The following is a 16,397-nucleotide window of genomic DNA, read 5'->3' on the forward strand; positions in this document are numbered from 1 at the left end:
ATTACCGTGCCATCACGCGCTGACGGGTTCCTTCGACAGTTCACCGCAATGATCGGTGGCCGCCTGGGACGACACAGCGATCCAGGCCGAGTCGATCCAGGATTCTTCAGCGTGGAACGAGTCATTATCCTGATGACCACCGTGGGCGCCTTGCTGATGCTCCTTGCCAAGAACCCCTGCCGGGTCAACGGGTGGACTGGCAACAACCCGTACGCCTATGCGTGCTACAGCGACTGGGTTCCGCTGTTCTCCGCCCGCGGCTTCGCCGAGAACCCCTGGGCGCCATTCAGCGCGACCGCCCAGTTCGAGTACCCGGTACTGATGAGCACGGTGGCCTCGGCCGTTGCCTCGATCATCCCCACGGGGATCGAAAACCGTTCGCTGCTGTACTTCGACATCAACCTGCTGCTCGTTGCGATCCTGTGGATGGTCACCGTGATCGCCACCCTGCGGATGACCGGGCGCCGCCCGTGGGATGCCGCAATGGTGGCTATTGCCCCGGGCATCATCCTGGCCGGCAGCATCAACTGGGACATGTGGGCTGTGGCCTTGCTGGCCCTGGGCATGCTGGCATTCGCACGAAAGCACACCGTCCTTGCCGGGGTGCTGATCGGCTTAGGTGCCGCGATGAAGATCTATCCGTTCTTCATCCTCGGCGCGGTGCTGATATTGGCCATTCGCACCGGCAGGCTCAAGACCTTCTGGGTGACTGGCGGAACCGCCGCGGCGACATGGGCACTGGTGAACCTTCCCTATGCGCTGGCGTTCCCCGACTCGTTCATGCACTTCTTCAACTTCTCTTCTGAACGCGGGGCAGGCTTCTCCAGCTTCTGGCACGCATGGAATGTCATCGCCGATAACAGGGGAGGGGTCCCGCTCTTTGAAGCCGAACAGATTTCCCGTTACGGCCTGGTCCTCTTCTTCCTGTGCTGCGTGGGCGTCGCAGTGCTGGGCTTGACTGCTAAACGCACCCCGCGCCTGGCCTCCATGGCCTTCTTGATCATTGCTTCCTTTGTCATGGTCAATAAGGTGTATTCACCACAGTTCATCGTCTGGCTGATTCCGCTGTTCGCCCTCGCCTTGCCGCGCTGGCGCGAATTCGTTGTCTGGATGCTCGTGGAAATCGCGCACTTCTACGCTGTTTGGTTCTACCTTGATTCCCTCTCTGCGGAAGAAGCGCAGAAGGCCTTCCCTGAGACCGGTTATGCGGTGCTGGTGCTGGCGCATATGGTGATGCTGGGATACCTGATGTTCTTGGTGGCACGTTCAATTCTTGATCCACGCCACGACCCGATTCGTGCCGTGGGCCAGGATGATCCTTTGGCCGGCCCATTCGCCGGACTGGAGGACCGCTGGACCCTGCGCGGACTGCTGCCTCAATCCAAGAAAACGAATGAAGTGGCGGGAAATAAATCATGAGCGATGTTGCCGTTGTCGGTGCGGGACCCAATGGGCTAGCAGCCGCAGCAGTTGCTGCCCGTGCTGGATTAAGCGTCACGGTATATGAAGCCAACGACACCATCGGCGGGGCCGCCAGAACGCAGCCGCTGAATGGTTCTGCAGCGAAATTCGATTTGGGCAGCGCAGTGCATCCGATGGCCATGCAATCCCAAGCCATGCATGAACTGGGCGTCCACGACAAGGTGGAGTTCATCGTCCCCGAGCTGTCCTTCGCCCATGTGCTGGATCGCCGGACTGCCTACGCGTACAAGGATCTGGAACGCACCGGGCAGGAACTTGGAGGCGCGGACGGCGAGATGTACACCCGGCTCCTGGGCCCGCTGGTCAAGCAGATTGACGGGGTCAGCCAGACACTGCTCAATCCTCTGCTGAGGGTTCCCTCGAACCCCGCAGCGTTGGCGACCTTTGCCGTGAGCACGGTGGCGGGCATGGCCGTCAAGGAACTCTTTTCTGGAAAGTTTGAACGCGCCGCCGCGCTCTACGCAGGCTGTTCCGCCCACGTTGCGGGAGGCTCTCGCGGACCGGCCAATGCCGGGGCAGGACTGTTCCTTGCAGCAACAGCGCACGGCAAGGGATGGGCCATCCCGCGTGGAGGTTCCCAAGCCATCAGCGACGCCTTGGCCGAAGAAGCGATGGCTCATGGAGCAAAAATCCTTACCGGCACCCGCGTCAACCATGTTGATGAGCTTTCTGCGCAGAGCATCCTCTTCGATACCTCCGCCGAAAACGCTGCCAAGCTTTCAACAGGACACCTGCCTGAACGGCTCTCGCACGCGTTGAGCAGCATCCGGCGCTCGCCGGGAAGCTGCCTGGTGCACTACGTCCTTTCGGCACCGGTTCCATGGCGCGACGAGACTCTGGGCAAGGCCGGCACCGTGCACCTGGGCGGCACCGCGGCGCAGGTCGGGAAGGCCGAACGCGCCGCAGTGCGCGGGGGAGCGGCGAAGCCGTTCATGATTGTTGCCCAGCCCTCGCAATTTGATGATTCGCGGGCACCGCAGGGCCAGCACGTCATCTGGGCCTACTGCCACGTGCCACTGGATTCTCCGGTAGACATGAGCCGGGAACTGAAGGAAATGATTGAACAGGCAGCCCCTGGTTTCAGCGAGACAATCATTGAATCCCATGTTGTCACCGCCCAGGACTTGGAAGTGCAGAACTCGGCACTGGTCGGTGGCGATCTTTCCGGGGGAACCATGGACCTGCTGGGCAGCATCAAGCGGCCTCGGATCTCGGCCGACCCGTGGTACCTGGAGTCCAAAGGACTGTACTTGGTATCCTCGGCTGCGCCTCCGGGGCCGTCGGTGCATGGCATGGGCGGATTCCTCGGAGCGCAATCGATGCTCAAACGGGAATACGGAATCGCAAACTGGAAATCGGTGAACTGAGAGGCAATGGAATCAGTGCTCGCGCAGCTCGTTGGCTGGGTCTTCCTGGCAGCACTCTGGTGGCTGTTTATCCGGCAATACCGCAAGGACCCACGCCGCTTGGGTCTGGCTGCACTTCTCTTGCCGCTGGTGTTCTTCACCATTTCGGCGGTCGTCGACCTGTTGACCAGTGTGATCCCCGGGTTTGGGTTCCTCTTCTCCATAGTGCTGGTGCTGACCCCGCTGATGGTCGTTGTCTTCGGTGCCGCGCTGATCTACAACGGGATCCTGATGTGCCGGCGCGAAGGAGCCAAACCTGCGAATCTGCTGTCATTGGCAGCCGGGCTATCCGTCTTTGTCCTGCCAGTCATTGCGGTGCTGCTGATTCGCATCGAATCCTGGTGGACCTATTCGCTGGCTTTCGTCCTGTTCATGGCCTCCGTCTTCACGGCGAGCTTGTTCGCCATGCTGTTGCTGTACGCATGGGTGCACGCCAGATACCCATCCAAGGGCGAAGCCGCCGCCGTGGTGGTCCTTGGTGCCCGCACAATCAACGGCAAGGTCACCCCGTTGCTGCGTGGCCGCTTGGACAAGGGCATAGACCTGCATCAACTGCAGGCATCTGCTCGCCCCTTCATGGTTCCGACCGGGGGACAGGGCCATGATGAGGAAGAACCAGAGGGCGTAAGCATGGCCCGCTACCTGCGTGAGCAGGGCATTGGCGATGAACAGATTCTGGTTGAAGACCGGGCCAGGGACACCCTTGAGAACCTGGAGTTCTCCGACGCCTTGGTCCGTGCCCAGCGTCCGGATGGCCAGCTGTGGTTGGTCACCAGCGACTATCATGCGCTGCGTGCAGCGATGGCGTCACGCAAGCTCGGCTTGGATGCCCGTGCCTTCGGCGGGAAAACGGCGGCCTACTACCGTCCGAGTGCCTTCCTCAGGGAATGCGTTGCGATCGTGCGGGATCAAAAGAAGCTGATGGTTTTGCTGGCCCTGCCCTTCGCATTAGCCGTCGCAGGGATGATGTTCGTGCTCACGACGACCTTCTAACTTCCTTGGCACCCTGGGACCATGCACCATCTGGTGCATGGGCCCAGTTTTCGCTTCCCTGCCATCACCCTTTTGGTTGAGCCATAAATCAGCACTGGGGGCGGTGAGAGCTGGGCTCGAATTCCTTAGGCTGGAAATATGATCCAGGCAGAGCAGTTGACGAAGAAATACGGTGGAAAAACCGTGGTCGATAATGCGTCGTTCACGGTCCAAGAAGGCATGGTGACTGGGTTCCTCGGCCCCAATGGTGCCGGCAAGTCCACCACCATGCGCATGATCGTGGGATTGGCCAAACCTACCAGCGGTGAAGTGCTGGTCAACGGGCACGATTTCAAAAAATCACGTCACCCGTTGACCGAAGTCGGCACCCTGCTGGAAGCTAAGTCGGTGCACAAATCCCTGACTCCGCTGGCGCATTTGCGTGCCATGGCGGCTACCGCGGGGATCCCGAAGTCCCGAGTGCACGAAGTGCTCGATCTGACTGGCTTGTCTAGCGTGCAGCGCAAGAAGGTCGGCGGCTTTTCGCTGGGCATGGGGCAGCGGCTGGGCATTGCCACGGCCCTGCTTGGAGATCCGCAGGTGCTGATCCTCGATGAGCCGGTCAACGGCCTGGATCCCGAAGGCGTGGCTTGGGTCCGCAACCTGGCCCGCCAGCAGGCGGCCGATGGCAAAACCGTTTTCATCTCCTCCCACCTGATGAGTGAAATGGCCCAGACGGCGGATCACCTGATCGTGATTGGCCGTGGCCGCATCATGGCCGATGCGCCGATCACTGAATTCATCGACAACGGTCTTGACCAGACCATTGTGCGTTCAGCCGACATTGAGATCTTGATGAATGCGTTGAATGGTGAAGGTATTCAGCTACGCCGGATTGATGAGCATGGCCTGGAAGTTACCGGCCCCGATTCAGAAACCATTGGCCGCCGTGCCTTGGAATACGGGGTGGTGCTCAGCGAATTGCGTCCGCTGCAACGCACCTTGGAAGACGCCTACATGGAATTGACCCGCGATGCCGTCGAATACCACTCGAACACAGTTGCCGAGACTGGCGGCGGGAAGTAAGGACATGTCTAACCATCTAGCAACCGCACCGCATGGCAAGGTCACCCTCTTCGGCGTGCTGCGCAGTGAGTCCATCCGTTTCTTCTCCCTGAACTCCACCCGCATCCTGGTTCTCTTGGCCATCGTGTTCTATGTGGGCATTGCAGCCGTGGCCACTTGGGGCATTGGTTCGCTCAGTGCCAGCATGGGCGACACGGATCAGATGCCGGGCATGGAAGGCCTATCGGCCCCGGGATTCGCCGCTGAGCTCATCGGCTCGGGCCTGGTCTTCAGCCAGCTGATCCTTGGCGTGCTTGGTGTCCTGCTCTTCAGCGGTGAATTCACCACCGGTTCAGCGGTAAGCACGTTCCTGGCCAGCCCGCGGCGACTGCGTGTCCTGGCCGCCAAGGGCATCTTGATCATCCTGCTTACTGCCGTCGTCCAGATCATCAGCTCGCTCTTGGCCTTCGCGATCAGCAAGCCGATTGCCGAGAACTACCAGATGAATCTGGAATTCAGCAGCGACGCCTTCCAACGGGTGCTCTGGTACGGGACGCTGGCGGTGACCATGGCGGCGTTGATCGGTTTGGCGTTGGGGATGCTGCTGCGCAACTCGGCCGGCGGCATCACCAGCCTCGCTGCCCTGTTCTTCGTGCTGCCGATCATCCTTTCCATCCTGACCGCCTTGACCGACTGGGCGCAGGATATCGCGAAGTTCACCCCTGACCAGCTGGGCATGGGGTTGGCAACGCCCGCAAGTGTTGTCACCGACTTGGAGACCTGGCAGCAACTGCTGGGCGTGGCGGGTTGGGTCGTGCTTCCACTGGTATTGGGTGCAATCCTGCTGACCAAGCGGGACATCAAGTAGCGCAGGGATTGATCGAGAAAACTAGACTGGAAACATGAGCCAACCGACGCTGCAGGAAACTGTGGTTTCCTTCGATGAACTGGCCGCCAAGCGCATGGGCCGGATACGCCGTTATTTGCGTACCCACCCGCGTTTGGTGGTCATCGGTGCGGTAGTCATCTATCTGCTGCTCACACTGCCCGGTGTCCTGGTCATGGCAGCGATGCCAGAAGCCAACGCCACCGGCCTGCTGGTCGTCACCCTCGCCGTCAGCGCTGCCTTGTTGTACCGGCGCCGGGCACCGATGACGGTGATCATCCTGGTGTTCATTTTCGAATGCCTGGCCCTGGTGATTGCTGGTCCGCAAGGTGGACTGGGCGGGGTAGGCATGATTATCGCCCTGTACACGGTCGCCACCAGCTATTCGGCCAAACGCACCATCCCGCTGGCCATCCTGGCCGGCAGCTTCCAGACGGTCCTGATGGTGCTGATGGGCTTCCCCGACATGGCCGGAATGGAATTCGACCCGCAAGATGGAATCGACGAAACCATCTTCACGCGCGTCATCATCGCCGTCTCGGGCAGCTTCGTCATCGGTTTCTACATTGCCGCAGCCGCGGTGGGCATGAATGTGCGCAACGCGCGCATCCACGAAGCTGAACTGAACCACTGGGCCTCGCAGGTCTCCGGACTGGCCCAGGTGCAAGAGCGCAACCGCATCGCCCGCGAAATGCACGACGTTGTCGCCCATTCGCTTTCGGTGATGATTGCCCTGTCAGAGGGGGCACGAGTGGTGGCCAAGCGCGATCAGGTCCGTGCCGAAGAAGTGCTCAATGAGCTCTCTGGAACCGGTCGCGCCGCCCTGGCGGATATGCGCCGCATGCTGGGCGTGCTTCGCCAAGAAGAATCCGGAGAGCTGGCCCCGCAGCCTACCGGCGGGAACGTGGAGCAATTGCTCGAAGGATTCCGTACCGCAGGTCTGCCGGTCTCATTTACCCATACGGGCGATCCGCTGCCGGAGGACACCACCTTCCAGCTGACCGTCTTCCGTATCATTCAAGAGTCCCTGACTAATTCCTTGCGCTATGCCCGTAACGTAAGTGATGTGCAGGTTCGCCTGGAACGGCGCCGCGAAGAACTGCGCATGGAAATCATGGACAACGGAGATGCAACGAGAGTTCCGAGTATCGGCAGCGGACGCGGTCTGCGCGGCATGCGCGAACGAGCCGCGCTCTTTGGCGGAACGGTTGATGCCGGACCGGTAGCCAGTGGCGGATGGATTGTGAAAGCGGTCCTCAAGCTACCCGAATGCAGCTTGCAGAACGAAAACCAGAAGGCAGTGAAGGAATAAGCGTGGACGACAAAATCAAGGTACTGCTGGTCGATGACCAGCCCCTCTTACGCATGGGATTCCGCCTCATCCTCGAAGGTGAAGACGACATCGTCATCGCCGGCGAAGCTGTCGATGGACTCGATGCCCTTGCCCAGACGGCCGCACTGAAACCCGATGTGGTCCTGATGGATGTGCGCATGCCCAAGATGGACGGCTTGGAAGCGACCGAACGCATCGCCAAGGACCATCCGGAAACCAAGATCATTATCCTGACGACCTTTGACCTGGACGAGTACGCCTTCTCAGGGCTGCAGGCAGGAGCCAGTGCGTTCCTGCTCAAGGACGTGGCCCCGGAAGAACTGGTCCAAGCGGTGCGCCTGGTAGCTTCCGGCGACGCTGTGGTGGCACCCCGGGTGACTGCCCGCCTGCTGGAAACCTATGTGCGCAACGCTGGCGCCGGGAACCGGAACCAGCCGGCCGAAACTCCGCATGACCCGCTGCTCGATGATCTCACCCCGCGTGAGCAGGAAGTGCTGCGTGCGCTTTCCGAGGGACTATCCAACGCCGAGATTGCACACCGTTTCTTCCTTTCCGAAGCAACGGTGAAAACCCACGTGCGGCGCATCCTGACCAAATTGCATCTGCGCGACCGTGTTCAAGCGGTGGTGTACGCCTACGAGACCGGGCTGGTCATTCCATCCCAAGGCCTGGACTACTAGGCATCGCTGAGGCAGCAAAATGGCCGCCGGGTGAAACCCCATGGGGTTCCGCCCGGCGGCCATGGAGCTTTCTAGCGCTTATTGGCCTTGCGCTGCTTCTTCGCCGTAGAGCGCAGCTGTATCACGCGGGCCACCCCGGCGATCGCGACCACTAGGGCGCCACCAATAGCGGCAAAGAACAATGCCAGCCCGAGGTTGACCTGTCCCTGATACGCGAAGTAGTTCAGGGTCACCTGCTCCTGGTTCTGGGCAATGAAGATGATCAGCAGGATCAGCACGAGCAAGCCGAAGATCGTAGCGGTCCAGATACGACCCAACTTGGTCGCTGGGAGCTTATCTGCACCGGCAGGTTTGGCCCGTTGGACCTTGGAATCCATCGGTACGGTGGTCTCCACTTCGACCTCGCGTGATTCTGCTGGAATGTTCTCTTGCTCTGGTGTTCGATCAGCCGTAGCCATGATGAACTCGCTTTCCTTGTCTCCGGGACTGCTTTCAGCTTCGTCGAGAGCGAGGTGCCAAGTCAAGACCCGGATAGGGGTGTCTGCCAGGTTGCCAGGGCGGAGGCAGGCTCAGCAGGACATCAGCAAATGTGGTTCAGGCTACTAAGCTGGGAGGCAACTCGACTTTTCAGGCGGGAACCTAAACCTGAAGAACCGTCTGACAAACATCTCTTGACAGAAAGAAGTGAGTAACCAGCCATGGCACAAGCCGCAGCAATGGCCCACATTGCAGATCTGGCCGAATACGTCGCAACCTCGCCATCGAGCTACCACGCCGCGGCCTCGGCCGCGCAGCGCTTGGACGCTGTTGGATTCACCGGTCTGGACGAAAAGCAGGCTTGGAACCTGGTCCCGGGTTCCTACTACGTGGTCCGCGACGGTGCGATCATCGCTTGGGTGCAGCCAGAAGCTGCCACTGCGACCAGCGGATTCCATATCCTCGGCGCCCACACCGACTCGCCGGGCTTCAAGCTCAAGCCGAAGCCAACCACCGGTTCCAACGGCTGGTGGCAGGCAGGGGTCGAAGTCTACGGCGGACCGCTGCTGAACTCCTGGCTGGACCGCGAACTGGTGCTCGCCGGCCGATTGGTACTCAAGGACGGTTCCGAGCACCTGGCGAAGACCGAACCAATCCTGCGCATCCCGCAACTAGCGATCCATCTGGACCGCCAGGTCAATGAGGGCCTGACCCTGGACAAGCAGACCCACACCAATCCAATCTTTGGCGCCGGCGATCTGGCGGATGCCGACATCCTGGCGATCCTGGCGAAGTCTGCAGGTGTCGACCCGGCCCAGGTAGCCGGCTACGACATCCTGACCGCGCCCGCGCAGCGCGGCGAGGTCTTTGGCGAGGGCAAGAACTTCTTCGCCAGCGCCCGGCTGGATAACCTCACCTCGGTGCACGCAGGCCTGATTGCGCTGACGGGCCATTCCCGCAAGCCAGCAGGCAACCGCATTGCCATGCTTGCTGCCTTCGACCACGAAGAACTGGGTTCCTCCTCGCGCTCGGGCGCTTGCGGCCCATTCCTGGAAGAGCTGATCAACCGCATCCAGGCATCCATGGATGCTTCAGTTGAAGACACCGCTCGCGCCCTGTCGAATTCTGTATGCCTGTCTGCCGATGCTGGCCACGCGGTTCACCCGAACTACCCAGAGCGCCACGACCCAGCCAACCGTCCGCAGCTGAATGCCGGCCCGCTGCTGAAGATCAATGCGAACCAGCGTTATGCCACCGATGCGGTGGGTGCTGCCGCATTCGCCAACTGGTGCGAGTCGGCGGGAGTTCCCTACCAGGAGTTCGTGTCCAATAACCGCGTACCGTGCGGATCCACCATTGGACCATTGACCGCGACCCGACTGGGCATTCGCACCCTGGATGTGGGAGTCGCGCTGCTGTCCATGCACTCGGCCCGCGAGATGTGCGGCGTTGACGACCCTTGGTATCTGTCCAAGGTCTCTCGCGAGTTCTTCGGAGCCTAGCAAGTCCAACCTGAAAAGCCGGCCTGCGGGCTGGCTTTTCGCCTCCCCGGGGGATCTTCGCCCGATGTGCCTAATCGATGGCATAATCGGCACCATGACGATCCTCAACCAGAACACGTTGATCTTCCAGCAGACGAAGAACATCTCGAAGAACGACTTCGCGATTCTTGATTCTTCCGGGATGCAGATTGCCCACGTGGATACCGGCGGAAGCGCGCTGGGCCGCATGTTCGTTGGGGCTCGCGAACTCACGGTCTTCGATGGACCAGGCAATCCGGTTGTCATCGTCAAGGACACGATGACCATGGGCCGCGATCGTTTTGAAATCCTTGATGGCAACGCTGCCCCGCTGGCCAGCCTGGTCAAGAGGATCACCTTCTTCAAAACAAGGGTCTCCATCTCGATGCTGGGCGAAGAGCTCGAATTACTGGGCAGCATCTGGGACTTCGACTTCCAGATCACCGGTCCCGGCGGGGTTCTGGGAACCGTGACCCGAGAATGGTCCGGGATGGGCAACGCATTGCTCGGCAAGTCAACCTATGCCCTGCGCTTGGCGGAAAACCTCAACGCACAGCAACGCCAGGCAGTGATCGGCTCGGTGCTGGCACTGGATTTGATCCGTGAAAAGCAACAGCGCAATTCTTAACGGAGCTGAGGTAGTCGCCGCCAGGAATACTTCTTCGTCGCAGGCCAGCCTTGGTTCTTGGCCGCTGTCGTGTTGCAGTCGGGTAACTGTCACGTCGATGTCGTGGTGCTTTCGGGGCGCCATTGGCTAGCGTAAGTGGCATGAATGAATCACGGATTGCAGAGCTTCGCCGTGCCAAGGGCTGGACGCAAGAACGTCTAGCCGCCGAAAGCGGCATCACTGTCAGAACGGTCCAACGGCTCGAAGCCGGAAATGATGCGAGCTTGGAGACTATCTCACTGGTCGCCAAGGCCTTGGAGGTGCCGGTTGGAGACCTGTTCAAAAGCGTCCAGACTCCGAAGTTCTCCGAGGCCGTGGATGGGCTTGAAGCGCGGACCCAAGCAGATCAAGATCGTCGGGATTCGGCAACCAAGGGGATCCTGGCCGTGTTCCGCGGGCTGGGCATCCTGGTCACTTTCGGCACGGTCATCTTGGCTACCACCGGCGACTTTGGGTGGTACATCTGGTTGCTGATCCCGGTGTACTGGGGCGTCGGGCAGCTGCTGCTTGAGGCTGCTTTCCGTCTGAGCCTGGATGCCAAACTCGACGCCAAATACCCGCTGTCCACGGCAAATCGGAAACTGCTGGGCTAGGTCCATGCTGCGAAGCGCAAACCCAGGCACCGCCCATGAGGTTCCCACGGGTCGTTAGACCGACTGTTGCCCATTGATAACCTGCTGTTTACCCCCTGCTGGTCTGATCAATGACTATGAGTTCGAATTCCCTGCAGGTCAAGAATTTCCGCCCGGAGATCCAAGCGCTCCGCGCCTTGGCGGTTCTGCTGGTCGTCGCCTATCATCTTGAGCCATCCGCAGTTCCAGGCGGTTATATCGGGGTTGACATCTTCTTCGTCATCTCGGGCTTCCTGATTACCTCGCACCTGCTGCGTGAAGCCGAACGCACCGGCCGGGTCAGCCTCGCAGCCTTCTTTGCCGGCCGAGCGCGAAGAATCCTCCCGGCTGCCATGCTGGTGATCCTGGTAGTTGTCGTGGCAAGCCTGCTGATCTTTCCCAAAACCCAGTGGGGTGCCTTGGGCACCCAGGCCATCGCCTCTGCCTTCTCGGTGCAGAACTGGGTTCTCGCCGCCGACTCCGTCGACTACCTCGCTTCGGATCAAGCACCCGGGCCGTTGCAGCACTTCTGGTCCCTGGGCGTGGAGGAGCAGTTCTACCTTTTCTGGCCGTTGCTGGTTTTGGCCGTGTGCCTGTTGGCCAAACCGAATGCGGACGCTAGCAGTGGCGATGGATTTGCCCCGCGGCGCCGCATGCTCTGGATCATTTTCTCAGCCACCGCACTTTTGTCGCTGGGATACTCGGCCTATGCCGGTTACTCAGGCAATAGCGCCGGATACTTCATCACCACCACCCGCATTTGGGAACTGGCCGTCGGCGGACTGCTGGCCTTGGCAGTCCAGGCGCACGCCAACGGCGCCTTGAAGCTTCCACCGTGGGCAACCAGCTGGCAGTTCAGAAATCTTGCCGTACTCGTGGCTTTGGCGGCGATCTGCTTCGCGGCATTCAGCTACAACGCCACAACAGTCTTCCCGGGGATTGCGGCGGCCCTCCCGGTTCTTGGCTGCGCCGTGGTGATTGCCGCAGGCAGTACGCGAGGACCTGGTTCCCTGCACCCGCTGGTGAACTGGGCTCCCGTTCAATGGGTCGGCCTCGCCTCGTATTCGCTATATCTGTGGCACTGGCCGCTGATCGTATTCTTCATCGAACTGGCCGGGGGCAACCCGGACCCATTGCAGTCGCTGGCCTTGCTGGCCGGGTCCCTGCTCTTGGCTTGGGCCAGCTTGAAGTGGGTCGAAACTCCCATGCGCCACTTCCGCCCCATAGCCGGTTCTCCTGCCCGCTCCTTGATTGCAGGGGCGGCGATGGTCGGGCTGGCCGCGTCCATCGCGCTATTGCCAGGTGCCATGCAGCAGCATCTTGTGGGCCAGGAGCAGCGTGAGCTGGGCGCGATGATGCAAAACCCGCCAGCTGGTTTTGGCGCGGCCTCCGTGGGCCAGGGCGCACCTGCGTACCTTTCCGGCCATCGCCAGGTCGTCCCGCTTCCTGCGACGGCCGCCGAGGACCAGCCCGAACTGGGAGATTGCGTCCAGGAACCGAAATCCACGCAGATCAAGGAATGCGAATTCGGCAGCGAGGACGCCAGCTACACCGTGGCCCTGGTGGGTGATTCCCATGCAGCCCACTGGTTCGAGGCCGTCAGCCGATACGCCCAAAGCAAGGGCTGGAAAGTGGTGACCTATCTGAAGAATTCCTGCCCGTTCTCCGAGGCCCAGCGCAAGGCGGATCGGGATGGCAGCATCAACTGCGAAGAAGCCATCGACCAGACCATGGAAGCTCTGGCTGCGCGCGATGACATCAACGCGGTGATCACCTCGAGTTGGGGAGGAGCCACCTTTACCACTGACGCGGCACAGGGGCTGGCTTCGACGTGGTCCACCCTTGAAGACGCGGGCCTGCCGGTCTACGCCATTGTGGACACCCCGCGGCCGCCGCAGGATTCCTATGCGCGCGACTGCGTGGAAGAAAACGTGCAGAACCCGGATAAGTGCGCCTTCCCGGAAAAGGGAGCCTATGAAGTGGGCGATGCCACCAAGCAGGCCGCCGAACTGGAGCCGCGCGTCGAAGTGCTCGACTTCAGCGATTACTTCTGCATGGATGGAACCTGCCCGGCAGTGGTGGGGAATGTCTTGGTCTACCGGGACAAGCACCATATCAGCGATACCTACATGCGCACCTTGGCCCCGATCTTTGGCGAAAGGATCGAGGCTGCCTTGGATTCCGAGTAGCCCAGCATGATTTAGGACACCAAGGCTTATGCAAGTTCGGGTCTCTCGGGTAGGATTGGAAGGTCTGTGCCACTGCATGCCCGAAAGTTGGGCGTCTGGTGCACAGATAACGCAAGAACCTCCTGTTGCGGAAATACCGCGACCGTTTAGCCCAAAGGAGGTGGGTTCACATGCGTGCTTATGAACTTATGGTCCTCATTGATCCAGAGGTCGATGACCGCACCGTAGAGCCAACCATCGAGAAGTACCTCGAGGTTGTCCGCTCCAACGGTGGCACTATCGAAAAGGTTGATGTCTGGGGTCGTCGCAAGATGTCCTACGAGATCAAGAAGAAGGCAGAAGCCACTTACGTAGTGGTGAACTACACCGCAGAGCCAGCAGCTTCCGCTGAGCTTGAGCGCCAGCTCAAGATCAACGAACTGATCCTGCGCCACAAGGTCACCCGTCCGGAAGAGGCACGCGTTTAATTACGCGCAACCTTCCGTCGTAGGAATTAACGTTCAATCTTTTTAAGGAGAGTCAATGGCAGGCGAGACTGTTATTACCGTTATCGGAAACCTGACTGCCGATCCGGAGCTGCGTTTTACGCCGTCCGGTTCAGCCGTAGCGAACTTTACGATCGCTTCGACTCCTCGCACCTTTGACCGCCAGTCCAATGAGTGGAAGGACGGGGAAGCCCTGTTCTTGCGCGCATCGGTGTGGCGCGAAGCTGCAGAGAACGTTGCTGAAACGCTGACTAAGGGCATGCGTGTCATCGCCCAGGGTCGCCTGCGTTCACGTTCTTACGACACCAAGGAAGGCGAACGTCGCACCGTCATGGAGCTTGAAGTCGATGAAATCGGCCCATCGCTCCGTTTCGCGTCCGCCAAGGTCACCCGTACCCAGCGCTCCGGCGGTGGCAACGGTGGCTTCGGCAACGGTGGTGGAGGTTTCTCCAACGCACCGCAGCAAAGTGCACCAGCTCAGGCGCCGCGTCAGCAGCAGCCTCAGCAGGGTGGCGGATGGAATGCTCCAGCCGCAGACCCATGGAGCACCGGCGGAAACAACGGTGGCGGCTGGGGCAACCCGGGCGCAGACGAACCGCCTTTCTAAACAATATTTATTCACCATCCCGCAGATCACTCTGCGGGCTCCAAAGCTAAGGAGCTCCACGATGGCTAAGGCTGAAATCCGTAAGCCCAAACCAAAGTCCAACCCATTGAAGGCCGCTGACATCACTGTCATCGACTACAAGGACACCGCACTGCTGCGCAAGTTCATCTCCGACCGCGGTAAGATCCGCGCTCGTCGTGTAACTGGCGTTTCCGTTCAGGAACAGCGCAAGATCGCACAGGCAATCAAGAACGCACGTGAAGTAGCCCTGTTGCCTTACTCCGGCGCTGGCCGCGGCTAAGGAAGAGGGATAGCAAAATGGCAAAGATCATTCTGACTCACGAAGTATCCGGTCTCGGTGCTGCTGGCGATATTGTCGAGGTAAAGAACGGCTACGCCCGTAACTACCTGCTGCCACGCGGCTTCGCAATCGTCTGGACCCAGGGCGGTGAGAAGCAGGTGGAGTCGATCAAGGCTGCACGTGCTGCTCGCGCCGTTGCAAACCTTGAGGATGCTCAGGCACTTGCAGCTAAGCTGAAGTCCCAGCCGGTGAAGATCACCATGAAGGCTGGCTCGAACGGTCGCCTGTTCGGCACCGTTAAGACCACCGAAATTGCTGCTGCCGTAGAGGCTGCCGGTCTGGGTAAGATCGACAAGCGCAACATCGAGGTCAACGACCAGATCAAGTCGACTGGCAACTACACCGCAACCGTTCGCGTTCACGCTGACGTTCTTGCAAACCTGCGCCTGCAGGTTGTAGCTGCTGCCAAGAAGTAAGTCTTCTAGACTCAGCTTCTGTCCAAGAGGTGGCGTGCACTCCGCAAGGAGAGCACGCCACCTCTTGGCGTTAACCCGGTGTCCAGGCCGTCTAGTCAGCTAGCGCGTTGGGCCAGCCGTCGATTGAGGTGCGTCCGTTGGGCACCGGGGTTAACGGTGGTGGCCACGATGCATCGGCATCGCAGCCACCGATCGGAATTACAGTTTTTCAGTGTGCCATCCGGGAGCCGCCAGTTGCATGGCGCATCTGAATGGCAGGGGAAAGCGCGAGCAGGCCGGCCACGACGCCGACACCACCGCAGATCCACGACATCCAAGCGACGCCAGCGGAATCGGTAAACGATCCCATCCATGGCGAGGCGAATAGCAAGGCGCTGGCGATAACCAGTGCCCATTCCATTGAAACCAGGCGCGGCATCATGACGCTCCAGACACCGGTGATCACCATGAGCAGGCCGAAAGCCGCCATTAGCGTCATCGAGGTGCTGGTTCCGCCAAGCCACGTGGTTGAAACTGCGGCCGCAATACCTGCCGCAACGCCGACCCAGTCTTGCCACCGAGTCCATTTCTTCATTGCAGATACCTCCAACATTCATCGCAGAGGGCTCCTGAGCGGGAGTCGATTTAAAGGTAGGTTCGCCGTTGCTGATGCGCAATCCACTTTTGGGAGCATTTTGGTAAATCCTTGGCCCCTACGGTACTTCTGGCCGCCCGTATCGTGGAGCTACCGCGGGTTTGCGCATAATTCATCAGATCGTCTCGCGCTGGGCGCGTCTTAATCGTTGGCAGAGGAGCAGCGGACTCGTAGCCTCGAAGATGAGTACGTCCAAAGCCAGCACGATCGAGAGAAGCGGTGGAACAAATGGGTTTTGCGTGTGCGGATCCTGAAGTATTGACCGAGGCGCAACGCGAAGCTGTGGCAGAGCATCAGCGCCGTGTGCAAAGCGAGTCCCGGCGCCTGTCGTTGCGTGCGCTGCGCGAAGAAGCAGAACTGAGCCAAGTAGAACTTGCCACCGTGCTGAAGCTGAGCGTGGACCGCATCGCCCGCATGGAGACCGGGGACCTTGACCGAGTCCAGCTGGCCACCCTGCGCCGCTACGCAGAAGCCATGGGCGCCAGCCTGCAAGTGAAAGCGATCCGCGAGGGCACGCACGCCGAACTTGGCTAGTGATCGAGCTCCCGGCGGTCGCTGCCAAGCTGCCATTCCTGACCGACCGGTCAGCGCAAATAGAGCGCACCT

18 protein-coding genes are annotated in these 16,397 nt (G+C 60.3%); 16 read left to right on the forward strand and 2 right to left on the reverse strand.

What is annotated here, in order from left to right:
• Positions 1–6: 6 nt before the first annotated feature.
• The 7 genes from ACIOTN_RS11980 to ACIOTN_RS12010 all read left to right on the forward strand — a co-directional run bounded on the left by ACIOTN_RS11980 (position 7) and on the right by ACIOTN_RS12010 (position 7,824).
• A complete protein-coding gene (locus ACIOTN_RS11980; RefSeq protein WP_332502718.1) occupies positions 7–1,419 on the forward strand; it encodes a glycosyltransferase 87 family protein in 1,413 nt (470 codons plus the stop codon).
• Positions 1,416–2,849: a phytoene desaturase family protein gene (locus ACIOTN_RS11985; RefSeq protein WP_402735406.1), complete on the forward strand. Its 1,434-nt coding sequence runs from the start codon at positions 1,416–1,418 to the stop codon at positions 2,847–2,849. Before ACIOTN_RS11980 ends, ACIOTN_RS11985 begins: the two co-directional genes overlap by 4 nt.
• Before the next feature lie 6 nt (positions 2,850–2,855).
• Positions 2,856–3,881 (forward strand): YdcF family protein, encoded by a 1,026-nt coding sequence (locus ACIOTN_RS11990; RefSeq protein WP_402735407.1) that lies wholly within the window; start codon positions 2,856–2,858, stop codon positions 3,879–3,881.
• 138 nt (positions 3,882–4,019) lie between these two features.
• Entirely contained in the window at positions 4,020–4,946 is a 927-nt protein-coding gene (locus ACIOTN_RS11995; RefSeq protein WP_105656597.1) for an ABC transporter ATP-binding protein, read from the forward strand.
• Between the two features lie 4 nt (positions 4,947–4,950).
• Positions 4,951–5,793, forward strand: coding sequence for an ABC transporter (locus ACIOTN_RS12000; protein ID WP_105656596.1), 843 nt, complete (start codon positions 4,951–4,953; stop codon positions 5,791–5,793).
• 34 nt (positions 5,794–5,827) lie between these two features.
• The gene (locus ACIOTN_RS12005; protein ID WP_402735408.1) at positions 5,828–7,123 is read left to right on the forward strand and encodes a sensor histidine kinase; all 1,296 of its coding nucleotides are present in this window, start codon (positions 5,828–5,830) and stop codon (positions 7,121–7,123) included.
• Positions 7,081–7,824 carry a response regulator gene (locus tag ACIOTN_RS12010; protein ID WP_402735409.1) on the forward strand — a complete coding sequence of 248 codons (744 nt, stop codon included), beginning with the start codon at positions 7,081–7,083 and terminating at the stop codon, positions 7,822–7,824. Before ACIOTN_RS12005 ends, ACIOTN_RS12010 begins: the two co-directional genes overlap by 43 nt.
• Before the next feature lie 71 nt (positions 7,825–7,895).
• Here ACIOTN_RS12010 and ACIOTN_RS12015 read toward each other — a convergent pair whose 3' ends face one another.
• Positions 7,896–8,282, reverse strand: coding sequence for a lipopolysaccharide assembly LapA domain-containing protein (locus ACIOTN_RS12015; RefSeq protein WP_133833776.1), 387 nt, complete (start codon positions 8,280–8,282; stop codon positions 7,896–7,898).
• A gap of 240 nt (positions 8,283–8,522) precedes the next feature.
• On the opposite strand from ACIOTN_RS12015, the gene ACIOTN_RS12020 reads away from it, so the two are divergent.
• The 8 genes from ACIOTN_RS12020 (at position 8,523) to rplI (ending at position 15,157) form a co-directional block, all read left to right on the forward strand.
• Positions 8,523–9,803: a M18 family aminopeptidase gene (locus ACIOTN_RS12020; protein ID WP_105656592.1), complete on the forward strand. Its 1,281-nt coding sequence runs from the start codon at positions 8,523–8,525 to the stop codon at positions 9,801–9,803.
• Positions 9,804–9,897: 94 nt separating this feature from the next.
• Positions 9,898–10,449, forward strand: coding sequence for an LURP-one-related/scramblase family protein (locus ACIOTN_RS12025; protein WP_166650745.1), 552 nt, complete (start codon positions 9,898–9,900; stop codon positions 10,447–10,449).
• A gap of 140 nt (positions 10,450–10,589) precedes the next feature.
• A complete protein-coding gene (locus ACIOTN_RS12030; RefSeq protein WP_402735410.1) occupies positions 10,590–11,081 on the forward strand; it encodes a helix-turn-helix domain-containing protein in 492 nt (163 codons plus the stop codon).
• A 116-nt stretch (positions 11,082–11,197) separates the two neighbouring features.
• Entirely contained in the window at positions 11,198–13,288 is a 2,091-nt protein-coding gene (locus ACIOTN_RS12035) for an acyltransferase family protein (RefSeq protein ID WP_402735411.1), read from the forward strand.
• A 170-nt stretch (positions 13,289–13,458) separates the two neighbouring features.
• Positions 13,459–13,755 (forward strand): 30S ribosomal protein S6, encoded by a 297-nt coding sequence (gene rpsF / locus ACIOTN_RS12040; protein WP_060703203.1) that lies wholly within the window; start codon positions 13,459–13,461, stop codon positions 13,753–13,755.
• Positions 13,756–13,810: 55 nt separating this feature from the next.
• Positions 13,811–14,380: a single-stranded DNA-binding protein gene (locus ACIOTN_RS12045; RefSeq protein ID WP_013350684.1), complete on the forward strand. Its 570-nt coding sequence runs from the start codon at positions 13,811–13,813 to the stop codon at positions 14,378–14,380.
• A 61-nt stretch (positions 14,381–14,441) separates the two neighbouring features.
• Positions 14,442–14,681, forward strand: a complete 240-nt coding sequence (gene rpsR, locus ACIOTN_RS12050) for a 30S ribosomal protein S18 (protein WP_013350683.1) — start codon at positions 14,442–14,444, stop codon at positions 14,679–14,681.
• 17 nt (positions 14,682–14,698) lie between these two features.
• Entirely contained in the window at positions 14,699–15,157 is a 459-nt protein-coding gene (gene rplI / locus ACIOTN_RS12055) for a 50S ribosomal protein L9 (RefSeq protein ID WP_105656588.1), read from the forward strand.
• Positions 15,158–15,365: 208 nt separating this feature from the next.
• Here the strand turns inward: rplI and ACIOTN_RS12060 are convergent, their stop codons facing one another.
• Positions 15,366–15,731 (reverse strand): SPW repeat protein, encoded by a 366-nt coding sequence (locus ACIOTN_RS12060; protein ID WP_166650746.1) that lies wholly within the window; start codon positions 15,729–15,731, stop codon positions 15,366–15,368.
• Between the two features lie 288 nt (positions 15,732–16,019).
• Here ACIOTN_RS12060 and ACIOTN_RS12065 point away from each other — a divergent pair, with 288 nt between their 5' ends.
• Entirely contained in the window at positions 16,020–16,325 is a 306-nt protein-coding gene (locus tag ACIOTN_RS12065; protein ID WP_133833780.1) for a helix-turn-helix transcriptional regulator, read from the forward strand.
• The last annotated feature ends 72 nt before the right edge of the window (positions 16,326–16,397 follow it).

Source organism: Glutamicibacter sp. NPDC087661, from assembly GCF_044743275.1.
GTDB lineage: Bacteria > Actinomycetota > Actinomycetes > Actinomycetales > Micrococcaceae > Glutamicibacter.

Coding starts and splice junctions, on each gene's coding strand:
- ACIOTN_RS12060 (WP_166650746.1), bottom strand. CDS start 15,731: ATGAAGAAATGGACTCGGTGGCAAGACTGGGTCGGCGTTGCGGCAGGT.
- ACIOTN_RS12035 (WP_402735411.1), top strand. CDS start 11,198: ATGAGTTCGAATTCCCTGCAGGTCAAGAATTTCCGCCCGGAGATCCAA.
- ACIOTN_RS12010 (WP_402735409.1), top strand. CDS start 7,081: ATGCAGCTTGCAGAACGAAAACCAGAAGGCAGTGAAGGAATAAGCGTG.
- ACIOTN_RS12015 (WP_133833776.1), bottom strand. CDS start 8,282: ATGGCTACGGCTGATCGAACACCAGAGCAAGAGAACATTCCAGCAGAA.
- rplI (WP_105656588.1), top strand. CDS start 14,699: ATGGCAAAGATCATTCTGACTCACGAAGTATCCGGTCTCGGTGCTGCT.
- ACIOTN_RS12065 (WP_133833780.1), top strand. CDS start 16,020: ATGGGTTTTGCGTGTGCGGATCCTGAAGTATTGACCGAGGCGCAACGC.
- ACIOTN_RS12020 (WP_105656592.1), top strand. CDS start 8,523: ATGGCACAAGCCGCAGCAATGGCCCACATTGCAGATCTGGCCGAATAC.
- ACIOTN_RS12045 (WP_013350684.1), top strand. CDS start 13,811: ATGGCAGGCGAGACTGTTATTACCGTTATCGGAAACCTGACTGCCGAT.
- ACIOTN_RS11990 (WP_402735407.1), top strand. CDS start 2,856: ATGGAATCAGTGCTCGCGCAGCTCGTTGGCTGGGTCTTCCTGGCAGCA.
- ACIOTN_RS12025 (WP_166650745.1), top strand. CDS start 9,898: ATGACGATCCTCAACCAGAACACGTTGATCTTCCAGCAGACGAAGAAC.
- rpsR (WP_013350683.1), top strand. CDS start 14,442: ATGGCTAAGGCTGAAATCCGTAAGCCCAAACCAAAGTCCAACCCATTG.
- ACIOTN_RS11995 (WP_105656597.1), top strand. CDS start 4,020: ATGATCCAGGCAGAGCAGTTGACGAAGAAATACGGTGGAAAAACCGTG.
- ACIOTN_RS11985 (WP_402735406.1), top strand. CDS start 1,416: ATGAGCGATGTTGCCGTTGTCGGTGCGGGACCCAATGGGCTAGCAGCC.
- rpsF (WP_060703203.1), top strand. CDS start 13,459: ATGCGTGCTTATGAACTTATGGTCCTCATTGATCCAGAGGTCGATGAC.
- ACIOTN_RS12005 (WP_402735408.1), top strand. CDS start 5,828: ATGAGCCAACCGACGCTGCAGGAAACTGTGGTTTCCTTCGATGAACTG.
- ACIOTN_RS12000 (WP_105656596.1), top strand. CDS start 4,951: ATGTCTAACCATCTAGCAACCGCACCGCATGGCAAGGTCACCCTCTTC.
- ACIOTN_RS12030 (WP_402735410.1), top strand. CDS start 10,590: ATGAATGAATCACGGATTGCAGAGCTTCGCCGTGCCAAGGGCTGGACG.